At 72.9% G+C, this 12,868-nt stretch carries 13 protein-coding genes; 9 read left to right on the top strand and 4 right to left on the bottom strand.

Annotation, left to right across the window (positions count from 1 at the left end; all coding sequences use genetic code 11):
* Positions 1–57 precede the first annotated feature (57 nt).
* From ACFQ6X_RS19785 to ACFQ6X_RS19775, 3 genes are all read left to right on the top strand, one after another.
* A complete protein-coding gene (locus ACFQ6X_RS19785; RefSeq protein WP_383183115.1) occupies positions 58–684 on the top strand; it encodes a precorrin-8X methylmutase in 627 nt (208 codons plus the stop codon).
* Positions 681–2,195, top strand: coding sequence for a precorrin-2 C(20)-methyltransferase (locus ACFQ6X_RS19780; protein ID WP_383183113.1), 1,515 nt, complete (start codon positions 681–683; stop codon positions 2,193–2,195). The genes ACFQ6X_RS19785 and ACFQ6X_RS19780 overlap by 4 nt, the downstream gene beginning before the upstream one ends.
* Positions 2,196–2,301: 106 nt before the next feature.
* Positions 2,302–2,802 (top strand): DinB family protein, encoded by a 501-nt coding sequence (locus ACFQ6X_RS19775; protein WP_383183111.1) that lies wholly within the window; start codon positions 2,302–2,304, stop codon positions 2,800–2,802.
* Positions 2,803–2,820: 18 nt separating this feature from the next.
* On the opposite strand, the gene ACFQ6X_RS19770 is transcribed toward ACFQ6X_RS19775, so the two are convergent.
* A complete protein-coding gene (locus tag ACFQ6X_RS19770; protein ID WP_383183109.1) occupies positions 2,821–3,621 on the bottom strand; it encodes a cobalt-precorrin-6A reductase in 801 nt (266 codons plus the stop codon).
* 15 nt (positions 3,622–3,636) lie between these two features.
* Between ACFQ6X_RS19770 and ACFQ6X_RS19765 the strand changes: the two genes are divergently transcribed.
* Positions 3,637–4,755 carry a cobalt-precorrin-5B (C(1))-methyltransferase gene (locus tag ACFQ6X_RS19765; RefSeq protein ID WP_383183107.1) on the top strand — a complete coding sequence of 373 codons (1,119 nt, stop codon included), beginning with the start codon at positions 3,637–3,639 and terminating at the stop codon, positions 4,753–4,755.
* A gap of 42 nt (positions 4,756–4,797) precedes the next feature.
* On the opposite strand, the gene cobM is transcribed toward ACFQ6X_RS19765, so the two are convergent.
* Positions 4,798–5,547 (bottom strand): precorrin-4 C(11)-methyltransferase, encoded by a 750-nt coding sequence (gene cobM, locus ACFQ6X_RS19760; RefSeq protein WP_383183105.1) that lies wholly within the window; start codon positions 5,545–5,547, stop codon positions 4,798–4,800.
* Entirely contained in the window at positions 5,544–6,833 is a 1,290-nt protein-coding gene (cbiE, locus tag ACFQ6X_RS19755; protein ID WP_383183103.1) for a precorrin-6y C5,15-methyltransferase (decarboxylating) subunit CbiE, read from the bottom strand. The genes cobM and cbiE overlap by 4 nt, the downstream gene beginning before the upstream one ends.
* Positions 6,834–7,057: 224 nt before the next feature.
* On the opposite strand from cbiE, the gene ACFQ6X_RS19750 reads away from it, so the two are divergent.
* The 3 genes from ACFQ6X_RS19750 to ACFQ6X_RS19740 all read left to right on the top strand — a co-directional run bounded on the left by ACFQ6X_RS19750 (position 7,058) and on the right by ACFQ6X_RS19740 (position 9,608).
* Complete coding sequence (locus ACFQ6X_RS19750; RefSeq protein ID WP_383183101.1) at positions 7,058–7,795, top strand: sensor domain-containing protein; 738 nt, start codon at positions 7,058–7,060, stop codon at positions 7,793–7,795.
* Between the two features lie 144 nt (positions 7,796–7,939).
* On the top strand, positions 7,940–8,347 hold the full coding sequence (locus tag ACFQ6X_RS19745) for a YciI family protein (RefSeq protein WP_383183099.1): 408 nt from the start codon (positions 7,940–7,942) through the stop codon (positions 8,345–8,347).
* 25 nt (positions 8,348–8,372) lie between these two features.
* Complete coding sequence (locus ACFQ6X_RS19740; protein ID WP_383183097.1) at positions 8,373–9,608, top strand: RNA polymerase sigma factor; 1,236 nt, start codon at positions 8,373–8,375, stop codon at positions 9,606–9,608.
* Between the two features lie 28 nt (positions 9,609–9,636).
* Here ACFQ6X_RS19740 and ACFQ6X_RS19735 read toward each other — a convergent pair whose 3' ends face one another.
* Complete coding sequence (locus ACFQ6X_RS19735; protein WP_383183095.1) at positions 9,637–10,410, bottom strand: SDR family oxidoreductase; 774 nt, start codon at positions 10,408–10,410, stop codon at positions 9,637–9,639.
* A gap of 184 nt (positions 10,411–10,594) precedes the next feature.
* Here ACFQ6X_RS19735 and ACFQ6X_RS19730 point away from each other — a divergent pair, with 184 nt between their 5' ends.
* Together ACFQ6X_RS19730 and ACFQ6X_RS19725 are read left to right on the top strand one after the other, a co-directional pair.
* The gene (locus ACFQ6X_RS19730; protein ID WP_383183093.1) at positions 10,595–11,215 is read left to right on the top strand and encodes an HhH-GPD-type base excision DNA repair protein; all 621 of its coding nucleotides are present in this window, start codon (positions 10,595–10,597) and stop codon (positions 11,213–11,215) included.
* 128 nt (positions 11,216–11,343) lie between these two features.
* Positions 11,344–12,867 (top strand): M28 family metallopeptidase, encoded by a 1,524-nt coding sequence (locus ACFQ6X_RS19725; RefSeq protein ID WP_383183236.1) that lies wholly within the window; start codon positions 11,344–11,346, stop codon positions 12,865–12,867.
* Position 12,868 lies beyond the last annotated feature (1 nt).

Raw genomic sequence — 12,868 nt, 5'->3', positions numbered from 1 at the left:
CCTGTTCACCTGTGTCTGGCCGCCGGCCACCAACCCGATGAAGAAAGCGACAGCACTGTGCACCAGTACGAGAAGGACGGACCGGCGATCTACCGCCAGTCCTTCGCCACCATCCGCGCGGAGGCGGATCTGGCAGGGCTGCCCGCCGATGTGAGCCAGGTCGCCGTCCGCATGATCCATGCCTGCGGCATGGTCGACCTCGTACGCGACCTCGCCTTCTCGCCGGATGCCGTGGCCGACGCCCGCGCGGCGCTGCGGTCCGGTGCGCCCATCCTGTGCGACGTGGCCATGGTCGCCAGCGGGGTCACCCGCAAGCGGCTGCCGGCGGACAACGACGTGCTGTGCACCCTGTCCGACCCGGCCGTTCCGGAACTGGCCGCGAAGCTCGGCACCACCCGCAGCGCCGCCGCGCTGGAACTGTGGCGCGACCGCATGGAAGGGGCTGTCGTCGCCGTCGGCAACGCCCCCACCGCCCTCTTCCGGCTCCTGGAGATGATCGAGGAGGGCGCCCCGCGCCCCGCAGCCGTCATCGGGGTCCCGGTCGGCTTCATCGGCGCCGCCGAGTCCAAGGACGCGCTGGCCGCCCACCCGTCCCGCCTCGAGCACCTGATCGTGCGCGGCCGGCGCGGCGGCAGCGCCATGGCGGCGGCGGCCATCAACGCGATCGCCAGCGAGGAAGAGTGAGCGTGAGCGAGCACAAGAAGACCGGACGGCTGTACGGAGTCGGGCTCGGGCCCGGCGACCCGTCCCTGATGACCGTGCGCGCCGTGCAGGTCATCGGTGAGGCCGATGTCGTGGCGTACCACTCCGCCCGGCACGGCCGGTCCATCGCCCGTTCCATCGCGGCGCAGCACATCCGCGCCGACCACATCGAAGAGGCGCTGGTCTACCCCGTCACGACGGAGACCACCGACCATCCCGGCGGATACCGCGGCGCGCTGGACGAGTTCTACACCGAGGCCGCGGCCCGCCTCGCGGTACATCTCGACGCGGGGCGCACCGTCGCCGTGCTCGCCGAGGGCGACCCGCTGTTCTACGGCTCGTACCAGCACATGCACAAGCGGCTCGCGGACCGTTACCCCACCGAGGTCATCCCGGGTGTCACCTCGGTCAGCGCCGCCGCCGCCCGTCTGGGCACCCCGCTCGTCGAGGGCGAGGAGGTGCTGACGATCCTGCCGGGCACGCTGCCGGAGGAGGAGCTGACGGCACGTCTGGCGGCCACCGACTCGGCGGTGGTGATGAAACTGGGCCGCACGTTTCCTGCCGTGCGCCGGGCGTTCGAGGCGTCCGGGCGGCTCGCCGAGGCGCGGTACGTCGAGCGCGCCACCATGGCCGGGGAGCGCACCGGCGACCTGGCCGACACCGACGCCGACTCGGTGCCGTACTTCGCGGTCGCGGTGCTGCCGAGCCGGATCGACGCGCCCCGCCCCGAACGCGCCGCCGGATCCGGCGAGGTCGTCGTGGTGGGCACCGGTCCGGCCGGCCCGCTGTGGCTGACGCCCGAGACCCGCGGGGCGCTGGCCGCCGCCGACGACGTCGTCGGCTACACGACGTACCTGGACCGCGTGCCCGTACGTCCCGGGCAGCAGCGGCACGGCTCCGACAACAAGGTCGAGTCGGAACGCGCGGAGTTCGCGCTGGACCTGGCGCGGCGCGGTCGGCGGGTGGCCGTCGTGTCGGGCGGTGACCCGGGGGTCTTCGCCATGGCGACGGCCGTGCTGGAAGTGGCGTCGCAGGACGCGTACACGGACATAGCGGTACGGGTGCTGCCCGGCGTGACCGCGGCCAACGCCGCCGCCGCCCGCGCGGGTGCTCCGCTGGGCCACGACTACGCCACCATCTCGCTCTCGGACCGGCTCAAGCCCTGGGAGGTCATCGCCGAGCGGCTGCGCGCGGCGGCCACGGCCGATCTGGTGATGGCGCTGTACAACCCCGGTTCACGCAGCCGTACCTGGCAGGTCGGCAAGGCCCGCGACCTGCTGCTGGAGCACCGCTCCCCGGACACTCCCGTAGTGCTCGGGCGCGATGTCGGCGGCCCTGCGGAGCGTGTGCGCACGGTGCGGCTCGCCGATCTCGATCCGGCCGAGGTCGACATGCGGACGATCCTGATCGTGGGGTCCTCGCAGACCCGGTGGGTGCGGAGGGGGGACGGCCGGCAGATCGTCTGGACGCCGCGCCGCTACCCGGAGGGCTGAAAGCGGCGGCGGGGTCCGGGGCCGCGGCGAGCGCACCGTCATCACGGCCGCCGGCCTCCGGGCCGCTGCCCGTCCGCTGTCGGACCCCCGTGCCACGATGGCGGACATGAGCGCTCCCGAACGCCCCATGCCCCCTTTGGACGCCGATGAGCGGGCCTCCCTGGAGAGCTGGCTCGACTTCTACCGCACCACACTCGCCCGGAAGTGCGACGGTCTGACGGAGGACCAGCTCCGCGAAGCGACTGCGGCACCCTCGCCGATCACCCTGCTCGGGCTCGTCCAGCACCTCGCGGAGGTCGAGCGGAACTGGTTCCGCCGGGTCCTGGCCCAGGAGGACGTGCCGCCGCTCTTCACCCCCGGAGCCCACGACGGCGGTTTCGACCTGGCCCACGGAGCGACGTACGAGCAGGCGCTGCCTCTCTGGCAGGCCGAGATCGACCGGGCCCGGGAGAACTGCGCCGCCCGCGCACTCGACGACACCAGCCCCTTCATGGGCGGGCAGGTCACCCTGCGCTGGATCTACACGCACATGGTCGGCGAGTACGCCCGCCACTGCGGGCACGCCGATCTCGTACGCGAACGGATCGACGGCCGTACGGGCGTCTGAGCCCGGCCCATCGCCCGGCTAGACGCTGCCCGGGAGCGCCTGCCCCGTCTCCAGGTGCGCCTGCCCCGCGAGCTCGCGCAGCCAGCCGACGGCTTCCCCAGGGGTCCCGGCCACCGGCACACCCCCCGGTACCGGGGGGCGGCGGACCACGACCACCGGGATGCCCGCCTCGCGGGCGGCGGTGAGTTTGGGGGCGGTCGCCTCGCCGCCGCTGTCCTTCGTGACGAGGACATCGATGCGATGGCGGCGGATCAGCTCCCGCTCCCCCTCCAGCGTGAACGGCCCCCGGTCCAGCAGCGTCTCCATCCGCGCCGGGTGCGGCGCATCGGGAGCGTCCACCGAACGCATGAGGAACCACAGGTCATCCAGAGCGGCGAAGGCGGCGAGGCCCATCCGGCCCGTCGTGAGGAAGACCCGCCTGCCGAGTCCCGGGAGAAGGCCGGCCGCCTCCGCCAGTGAGCCGGCCGCATGCCACCGGTCGCCCTCCGAGGGCACCCAGCCGGGCCGGCGCAGCGCCAGCAGGGGAACATGGACTGCGGCGGCGGCCTCGGCCGCGTTGAAACTGATCTTCCCGGCGAAAGGATGGGTGGCGTCGATGACCGCATCCACTCGGTGCGCCCGGAGCCATGCGGCCATGCCGTCGGCTCCGCCGAATCCACCGATGCGCACCTCGCCGGGCGGCAGTTTCGGGCGGCCGACGCGTCCCGCGAGCGAGCTGGTCACCCGGGCCCCGGCGGGCAGTCCGTCCGCGGCCACCAGGGACTCCGCGAGCAGGCGGGCCTCAGCCGTGCCACCGAGGACGAGTACGTGCAGGGCCATCGGATCGGTCCATCCATGAGCAGTGAGGCGCAGGGCGGGCGCACCGCCCAACTCAAGCACACCGGTCTGCGACCCGGATGGACGACCGGCGCCTGTGCGACCGCCGCGGCCACGGCCGCGTACACCGCGCTGCTGACCGGCGAGTTCCCCGATCCCGTGACGATCACCCTCCCCCGAGGGCAGACCCCGGCCTTCGCGCTCGCGGTGGAGGAGCTCGGCGACGGCAGTGCCATGGCCGGAGTGGTCAAGGACGCGGGCGACGACCCGGACGTGACGCACGGCGCGCTGGTGAGGGCCACCGTGCGGCAGCTCCCGCCGGGGTCCGGAGTGGTCTTCCGGGCCGGGCCCGGCGTGGGGACGGTGACGCTCCCGGGGCTGCCGCTCGACGTCGGGGAGCCCGCGATCAACCCCGTGCCCCGCCAGATGATGCGGGACCACATGGCGCGGGTGGCGTCCGACCACGGGGGCACCGGCGACGTCGAGATCACGGTCTCGGTGGACGACGGCGAGGAGATCGCACGTTTCACGTGGAACATTCGCCTGGGCATCCTGGGCGGCCTCTCGATCCTGGGCACGACGGGCGTCGTGGTGCCGTACTCCTGCTCGGCCTGGATCGACTCGATCCGCCGCGGGGTGGATGTCGCCCGGGCGGCCGGGCACACCCATGTGGCGGGGTGCACGGGCTCGACCTCGGAGAAGACGGTGGTGACCGAGTACGGGCTGCCGGAGATCGCACTCCTGGACATGGGGGACTTCGCGGGGGCGGTACTGAAGTACGTGCGCCGGCATCCGGTGGAGCGGCTGACGGTCTGCGGCGGGTTCGCCAAGCTGTCCAAGCTCGCCGCGGGCCATCTGGACCTGCACTCGGGCCGCTCCCAGGTCGACAAGATCTTCCTGGCCGGGCTGGCACGGCAGGGCGGCGCGAGCGAGGAGCTGGCGGCCGAGATCGAGGTCGCCAACACCGGCCTGGCCGCGCTGCAGCTGTGCGCGGCGGCCGGTGTGCCGCTGGGCGACCTGGTGGCCGTGGCCGCCCGGGACCAGGCACTGTCCGTGCTGCGGGGAGCGCCCGTGGCGGTGGACGTGATCTGTATCGACCGGGCGGGGACGGTGGTGGGGCGGAGCGAGGTGCGGTGACCGGGAGCCGTAAGCCCCCCGTACTCGCCGGACAGGGGCGGGTCAGCAGGTGTGGCGGTCCCGGGCAGGGGAGTAGAGGTGGCTGTCGCGGAACTGCTCCGCACCCAGCGTCCGGCCCACCATGATCACCGCGGTCCGGATCACTCCCGCCGCCTTGACCTGCTCCGCGATGGAGTCCAGTGAGCCGCGCAGGATGATCTCGTCCGGGCGCGAGGCCATGGCCACCACGGCGGCGGGGCAGTCGGCCCCGTAGTGCGGCAGCAGCTCGTCGACCACCCGGTCCACGTACCGCGCCGCGAGGTGCAGCACGATCAGCGCGCCGCTGCGGCCCAGCGTGGCCAGGTCCTCGCCCTCGGGCATCGCGGTCGCGCGCTGGGCGATCCGGGTGAGGATGACGGTCTGGCCGACCGTGGGCACGGTCAGCTCCCGCTTCAGCGCGGCGGCCGCCGCGGCGAAAGCGGGCACCCCGGGCACCACGTCGTACGGCACGCCCGCCTCGTCGAGCCGCCGCATCTGCTCGTTGACCGCGCTGAAGACCGAGGGGTCGCCCGAGTGCAGCCGGGCGACGTCGTGACCGTCGGCGTGCGCACGGACCAGTTCGGCGGTGATCTGGTCGATGTCCAGGTCGGCGGTGTCCACGAGCCGGGCGTCCGGCGGGCATTCGGCGAGCAGTTCGCGCGGCACCAGACTGCCCGCGTACAGGCAGACCGGACTGGCGGCGAGAATGCGCGCGCCGCGCACCGTGATCAGGTCCGCAGCGCCGGGGCCCGCGCCGATGAAGTGCACGGTCATCTGTTGTCTCCTGAGGTGTGTGAGTCGGGCGGGGCTTTGCGTACGGACCACTGCGTCACGGGCATCGCCTGGCGCCACCCGGTGAACCCGCCGACCGGCACCGCGTGGGCCACCGCGAGCCGCACCAGGTCGCCGCCGTGCAGGCGGTACCGCTCGGCGAGCAGCGCCTCCGACTCCAGCGTGACCGTGTTGGCGACCAGCCGGCCGCCCGGAGGCAGCGCGTCCCAGCAGGCGTCGAGCAGGCCGGGCACGGTGAGCCCGCCGCCGATGAACACGGCGTCGGGGACGGGCAGTCCGGCAAGGGCGTCCGGCGCCCGGCCGGTGACCACGCGCAGGGCGGGGACGCCGAGCCGGTCCGCGTTGCGGGCGATGCGCCGGGCGCGCACAGGGTCGCGCTCGACGGTCACCGCGCGGCAGGACGGATGGGTCCGCAGCCATTCGACGGCGATCGATCCGGATCCGCCGCCGATGTCCCAGAGGAGTTCACCGGGGGCGGGCGCGAGTACGCCGAGCGTGGCGGCCCGTACGTGGCGCTTCGTGAGCTGGCCGTCGTGTTCGTACGCCTCGTCGGGCAGGCCCGGCACGGCGCCGACGCGCAGGGCGTCCGGCGTGGAGCGGCACTCGACGGCGATGACGTTGAGGGGGTCGCCGGGCTCTCGCGCCCAGGTGTCCGCCGTGCCGTCCACACAGTCCTCGCGCTCGCCGCCGAGCTGTTCGAGCACCCGCATCCGGCTGGGCCCGAAGCCGTGCTCCCGCAACAGGGCGGCCACGGCGGCCGGAGTGGCCGCGTCCGCGCTGAGGACGAGCAGCCGGCGCCCGTCGTACAGGGCGGCGGCCAGCCGGGCCGTGGGACGGCCCACCAGGGTGACGACCTCGGTGTCCTCCAGCGGCCAGCCGAGGCGGGCGCAGGCGTAGGAGGTCGACGACGGGTGCGGCAGAACGTGCAGCGCCCCCGGGCCGAGCTCCTCCGTGAGTGCCCGGCCGATGCCGTAGAACATGGGGTCGCCGCTGGCCAGTACGGCGATCCGGTTCCCCTCGTGGGCGGCGAGCAGGCCGCGTACGGCGGGCCGCAGCGGCGACGGCCAGGGCACGCGCAGGCCCTCGCAGCCGGGCGGGAGCAGCCTCAACTGGCGCTCACCGCCGATCAGTACCTCGGCGTCCAGGAGTGCCGAGCGTGCCGTGTCCGGCAGGCCGGCCCACCCGTCGGCACCGATGCCCACCACGCTCACGACACGCGCGTCGGACGAGAGCTGCGGGGCGGGTGGTTCGGATGGTGCGGGGGACACGGCCGGTACCTCGGTGTTCGGGGATGACGCTGCCGAACTCTACTGGCCGGTCCGGTCCCCGGCCCGGCCAGGTCGGGTGCCCGGCCACCGGGATCCCCCGGGGCACCCGGGGGGGCAGCCCCACCCCCAACCGGCCTGGTCACCCCATGCCGTTGGGCGCGCGGATCCACGAGTGTGGAGCACGTCAGCACGGAGCATCCCCACCCGATGATGTCGAGGCCGCCATGACCACCAGCACCCTCCCGCGCACCACAGCACCCTCCACCACCGACGCGCCCGTCGCACGGCCCACGAGGACCGCGCCCCCGACGGCGTTCTGGCGCGGCCCGTTCGCCCCGGCCACGTACCGGGAGATCGGCTACGCGCTGACCTCGCTGCCGATCGCCATCGGCGGATTCGTCCTCTCCGTGTCCCTGTTCTCGCTCGGCGCCGGGCTCTCCCTCACGGTGCTCGGCCTGCCTGTCCTCGCCGCCCTGCTCGCCGCCGCACGCGGTCTCGGCGCCACCGAACGGCGACGGGCCGGCGCCCTGCTCGGCCTGGAGGCCACGGGGCCGGCAGACATCCCCGCAGCGAAGCGGACCGGCTGGTGGGCCGGCGTCCAGGCCCGGCTGACGGACGCGGCGGGCTGGAAGGCACTGCTCTTCCAGATCGTCATGTTCCCGTGGCGGGTGGCGAGCTTCTGCCTGACGCTGACCTTCCTGATCACCGGATGGACGGTCGCGCTCTACCCGCTCTACGCCTGGGTCTTCCCCCGGTACGTGGGCTGGTCCGGGTACCAGGTCTTCGACTACACCTCGGACGGCGTCCGCCACCAGTACTACCTCTCCTCCCCGCTGCAGATCGCCGCGGCCTCCCTCCTCGGCCTCGTGATCGTCTTCCTCACCCCCAAGCTCGTCCGCGCCCTGACGAACGTCGACCGCGCGGCGGTGCGTTCGCTGCTCGGCCGGAACCGGCCGCTGTAGGGCACGGCGCGCCCGCCGCCGGGCCGCACCTGCTGGAGTGATTGCGGAAAGTCTTCCGCGTGGTGTCGAGAACCCGCCCGCGGCTCCGACGTCCCCTGTGAGAGTTGCCCACAAGGGGCAGCGCAGCCGCCTAGGGAGCGAATCATGAAGTACCTGGTGATGGTGCAGGGATCCCAGGCCGACTACGAGGCGATGCGCGGCAAGGCGTCCGCGAGCAGCCCGGCCTGGAACGAGAAGGACGTGAAGGCGATGTTCGCCTTCATGGAAGGACTCAACAACGACCTCGCCGAGTCCGGTGAGATGGTGGACGGCCAGGGACTGGTCGAACCCGCGAAGACCCGTTTCGTGAGCGCGGGCGCCGACGGACAGCCGGTGATCTCCGACGGTCCGTACGGGGAGACCAAGGAGCTCCTCGCCGGGTACTGGGTGCTCGACTGCGAGAGCCTGGAGCGGGTGACCGAGATCGCGGCGCGCATCGCGCTCTGTCCGCAGCCCGAGGGCGCTCCCGAGTACCCCGTGGTGATCCGCCCGATCGACTCGGGCGGTGCCTGAGGAACCGCCTGGTCAGAGGTGACGAGTGGACCGTAGGACGACGGAAGTCGAGGACCTGCTGCGCCGGCACGCGCCGCAGGTCCTCGGCGCGCTCGTGCGCCGGTACGGACACTTCGACGCAGCCGAGGACGCCGTACAGGAAGCACTCCTCGCGGCAGCGCAGCAGTGGCCGGAGCAGGGACTGCCGGACAATCCGCGCGGCTGGCTCATCAGGATCGCGTCCCGGCGGCTGACCGACCAGCTGCGCGCCGACTCCGCCCGGCACCGGCGCGAGAGGACGGCGGCCGCGCTCACCCCGCGGGACGCGTTCACCGCACCGCCGCCCGGGGAGAGCCGGGCACCGTCCGAGGACGACACCCTCACCCTGCTCTTCCTCTGCTGCCACCCGGAGCTGACTCCCGCCGCCCAGGTCGCGCTCACCCTGCGCGCCGTCGGCGGCCTCACCACGGCCGAGATCGCCCGGGCCCATCTGGTGACCGAGGCGACGATGGCCCAGAGGATCAGCCGGGCGAAACAGAGGATCCGGGGAACACCGTTCCGCCAGCCGGGGCCCGCCGACCGCGATCTGCGGCTCGCCGCCGTGCTCCAGGTGCTCTACCTGATCTTCAACGAGGGGTACACGGCGACCTCCGGCAGTGACCTGCACCGCGCGGACCTCGCCCGCGAGGCGATCCGGCTGACCCGTTCCGTACGGAGGCTCCTGCCCAGGGAGGGCCGGGTGGCCGGCCTGCTGGCACTGATGCTGCTCACCGAGGCCCGCAGCGCGGCCCGCAGTGGCCCGGACGGAGAGCTGATCCCGCTCGACGAGCAGGACCGTGCCCGCTGGGACCGTGCCGCGATCGCGGAGGGCTCCGCCCTGGTGGAGGAGGCGCTGTCCGAGGGTCCTGCCGGGGCCTACCAGCTGCAGGCGGCGATCGCGGCACTGCACTGCGAGGCGGAGCGCGCCGAGGACACCGACTGGCCGCAGATCCTCGCCCTGTACGACATCCTCGTGGCCCGCGCCCCTGACCCCATGGCCGGGCTCGGCCGCGCGGTGGCCGTCGCCATGGTGCACGGCCCCCGGGCCGGGCTGGCGGAAGTGGACGCGCTGAGCGACCGGCTGGCCGGGAACCACCGGCTGGACGCGGTACGGGCCCATCTGCTGGAGAAGGCCGGAGACCGCGACGGGGCACGGGCGGCCTACCGGCTGGCCGCCGACCGCACGCTCAGCGCACCGGAGGTCCGCTATCTGCGGATGCGCGCCGCCCGCCTGCGGCCCTGACGCCCTGCGGCCCGCCACCCCCGCGCCCTCAGCCCCGGCGTTCGCGCTCCTGGAGCCATTCCGCGAACGTCGTCGTGCCCGTCACGTCCGGCCGGTCCGGGATCAGCGCACCCGACCGGACCGCCCTGCCCACCGCGCCCGGCAGCGCCAACGGCACCGTCCTCGCGCGGCTGCCGGTGACAGAACGCCACTGCCGGGCGAGGTCCCGGACGTCGGCGGTCTCGGGTCCGGCCACCTCGATACGCCCCCGGAGCGCGGGTCCCCCGGCGGCATCGGCCACAGCCCCGGCCACCTCCGCGGACGCCACGGTCCGCAGGGGCATCGTGGGCAGGACCAGCACTCCGAAGCGGGCCATGGGCGTGAACAGCCCGGCCACCAGTTCGTGGAACTGCGTCGCCCGCACCAGGGTCCAGCCCACCGGCCCCGCCTCCACCACCCGCTCCTGCGCGGCCTTCGCCCTGTAGTAGCCGATGGGAACGCGCTCGCAGCCGACGATGGAGACACAGACGTGGTGGCGGACCCCGGCGGCCTCCTCGGCGGCCAGCAGGCGCCGCGAACCGTCGACGAGCGTCCGCGCCGCCCCCTTCGAGGAGGTGCTGTTACTGGCGTCCACCACGACGTCACAACCGGCCAGCGCCCTGTCCAGGCCCTCCCCCGTCGTCAGGTCGACGCGGTACTCCTGCGAGCGACGGCTGAGCACCCGCACCTGGTGGCCGCGCGAGCGCAGTGCGTCCGCGACCCCCCGGCCGAGCGTCCCGGTTCCCCCGGCGACGGCAATGGTCAGCTTCTGTTCGGCGTTCATGCTCCGAGAACGAACGGCGCTCCGGGAAGGTGACGTCCCCACTCCCCGAATGCCTGCAGGCTCCCCGCCCGGCTTCCCGGGACTCCCCGCCGGGCTTCTCGGACTCCCCGCCCGGCATCGCTGGACTCCCCGCCCGGCATCGCTGGACTCGCCGATCCCCGCGGCTCTCGCGATCATCGAAGATATGACCAAGAGCAACGACGGCAAGGACTTCACGGTACGGATCGCCCAGCAGTCCGACGCGGACGAGCTCCTCGGGCGCAGTCCGCTCGCAGCCCTCGTCGGCATGCTGCTGGACCAGCAGGTTCCCATGGAGTGGGCGTTCACCGGCCCGTACACGCTGGCCGGGCGCATGGGCTCGGACGATCTGGACGCGCACGAGATCGCCGCCTACGACCCGGAGGCGTTCACCGAGCTCTTCACCTCCAAACCCGCCCTGCACCGCTATCCCGGCTCCATGGCCAAGCGGGTGCAGCAACTGTGCCAGTTCCTGGTGGCGGAGTACGGCGGAGAGGCCGACGCGGTCTGGGAGGGCGCCGGGACGGGCGCCGAGCTGCTGAAACGCCTCGAAGCGCTGCCCGGTTTCGGCACCCAGAAGGCGCAGATCTTCCTGGCTCTGCTCGGCAAGCAGTTCGACGTCCGCCCGACCGGATGGCGGGAGGCCGCGGGTCCGTACGGAGAGGCGGGCTCGCACCGCTCCGTCGCCGACATCACCGGACCCGACTCGCTCGCCGAGGTGCGTGCGTACAAGCAGGAAGCGAAGGCGGCGGCCAGAGCGGCGAAGGCGACGGGACGGGCCAAGTGATCACGAACGAGCCACACAAGCGATCACAACCGGCGTCTGCGGTTCACAGATGCCGGGCCACTCGCTAGCTTTCACGCACATCCGTTCGCATCGGAAGGACTCCTGTGCACGCAACTCGTCGCAGAGCCATGGCGGTTGTGGCCGCCACCGCCCTGGCCACACCGCTCCTCCTCGCCGCGTCCCCGCACCACGGCCACGCGCCCCACGACCCGGCCAAGGATGCCGCCAAGCTGTCGCGGACCCTGGTCAAGAACGCGTCCGCGAAGGACGCCCACCGGCACCTGGAAAAGTTCCAGGCGATAGCCGACTCGGCGGACGGCCACCGCGCGGCCGGCTCGCTGGGCCACGACGCCTCCGCCGCCTACGTCTACCGGCAGCTCCAGAAGGCCGGATACCAGGTCGGCTACCAGGCCTTCGACTTCGTCTACACCGAGACGCTGGCCGAGAAGCTCTCCGTGGTCTCACCCACGCCCCGTGACATCTCCATCAAGGCGATGACGTACACGAAGTCCACGAAGGAGGGCGGGGTCCGAGCGGCCCTCGTCGCCGTCCCCGTCGACGACACCACCGGCTGCGAGGCGGCCGACTACGCCTCCGCGACCTTCACCGGAAAGATCGCGCTGATCAAGCGCGGCGGCTGCTCCTTCGCCGAGAAGCAGGCGGCGGCAGGCGTCGCCGGCGCGGCCGGCGCGGTGATCTACAACAACACCGAAGGCGTGCTCTCCGGCACCCTCGGGGACGTCGCGTCGGGGAAGATCCCCACCGGCGGACTCCTCCAGGCAGAGGGCGAGAAGCTCGTCGCGGACCTCGCCAAGGGCGAGGTGACGGTCGACTTCGAGATCCGCGAGTTCCAGGAGGAGCGCACCACCCGCAACGTCGTCGCGGAGACCCGCCGCGGGAACCCGGCGAAGACCGTCATGCTCGGCGCGCACCTCGACTCGGTCACCGACGGCCCCGGGATCAACGACAACGGATCTGGCTCCGCCGGCCTCCTCGAAGTCGCCCTGGAACTCGCCAAGTCGCACAAGCAGCCCGCCAACAAGGTTCGGTTCGCCTGGTGGTCGGCGGAGGAGAACGGCCTGCTGGGCTCGGAGGCGTACGTCACGAAGCTCTCCGAGGAGCAGCGCAAGCAGGTCGCGCTGTACCTCAACTTCGACATGATCGCCTCGCCGAACGGTGTGCAGTTCGTCTTCGACGGCGACAACTCCGACAATGTCGGCGAGGGCCCCGGCCCCGAGGGCTCCGCCCAACTGGAGCGTGACATCAACCGGTTCCTGGACGGGAAGGCCAAGCCCCACACCGGCACGGACTTCACCGGACGCTCCGACTACGGGCCGTTCATCGAGGTCGGCATCCCGTCCGGCGGTACGGACACGGGCGCCGAGGGCATCAAGACGGCCGACCAGGCGAAGACGTTCGGCGGCACGGCCGGCATCGCGTACGACCCGTGCTACCACGCGGCCTGTGACGACCTGGACAACATCGACATGGGGCTCTTCGACACCAACATCGATGTGATCGCCAATGCCGTGGGCACCTACGCCTACGACCTGCGCTCCCTGACCCGCCCGGTCCCGCCGGCCCCCAGCACCGGTGAGCCCGGCAGTGGCGGCGGACTGCGCGAGGGCCACGCGCACGGCGTCACCGAGTAAC

The organism is Streptomyces sp. NPDC056452 (assembly GCF_042796085.1).
Taxonomy (GTDB): Bacteria; Actinomycetota; Actinomycetes; order Streptomycetales; family Streptomycetaceae; genus Streptomyces.
Note: the sequence above shows the minus strand (reverse complement) of the source record. Positions and strands in the feature narration are given on the sequence as shown.

What these genes read in the sequence shown, in the direction of transcription:
- ACFQ6X_RS19775 (WP_383183111.1), top strand. Translation starts at nt 2,302, where the DNA reads ATGAGCGCTCCCGAACGCCCCATGCCCCCTTTGGACGCCGATGAGCGG.
- ACFQ6X_RS19770 (WP_383183109.1), bottom strand. Translation starts at nt 3,621, where the DNA reads ATGGCCCTGCACGTACTCGTCCTCGGTGGCACGGCTGAGGCCCGCCTG.
- ACFQ6X_RS19765 (WP_383183107.1), top strand. Translation starts at nt 3,637, where the DNA reads ATGAGCAGTGAGGCGCAGGGCGGGCGCACCGCCCAACTCAAGCACACC.
- cobM (WP_383183105.1), bottom strand. Translation starts at nt 5,547, where the DNA reads ATGACCGTGCACTTCATCGGCGCGGGCCCCGGCGCTGCGGACCTGATC.
- ACFQ6X_RS19750 (WP_383183101.1), top strand. Translation starts at nt 7,058, where the DNA reads ATGACCACCAGCACCCTCCCGCGCACCACAGCACCCTCCACCACCGAC.
- ACFQ6X_RS19745 (WP_383183099.1), top strand. Translation starts at nt 7,940, where the DNA reads ATGAAGTACCTGGTGATGGTGCAGGGATCCCAGGCCGACTACGAGGCG.
- ACFQ6X_RS19735 (WP_383183095.1), bottom strand. Translation starts at nt 10,410, where the DNA reads ATGAACGCCGAACAGAAGCTGACCATTGCCGTCGCCGGGGGAACCGGG.
- ACFQ6X_RS19730 (WP_383183093.1), top strand. Translation starts at nt 10,595, where the DNA reads ATGACCAAGAGCAACGACGGCAAGGACTTCACGGTACGGATCGCCCAG.
- ACFQ6X_RS19725 (WP_383183236.1), top strand. Translation starts at nt 11,344, where the DNA reads ATGGCGGTTGTGGCCGCCACCGCCCTGGCCACACCGCTCCTCCTCGCC.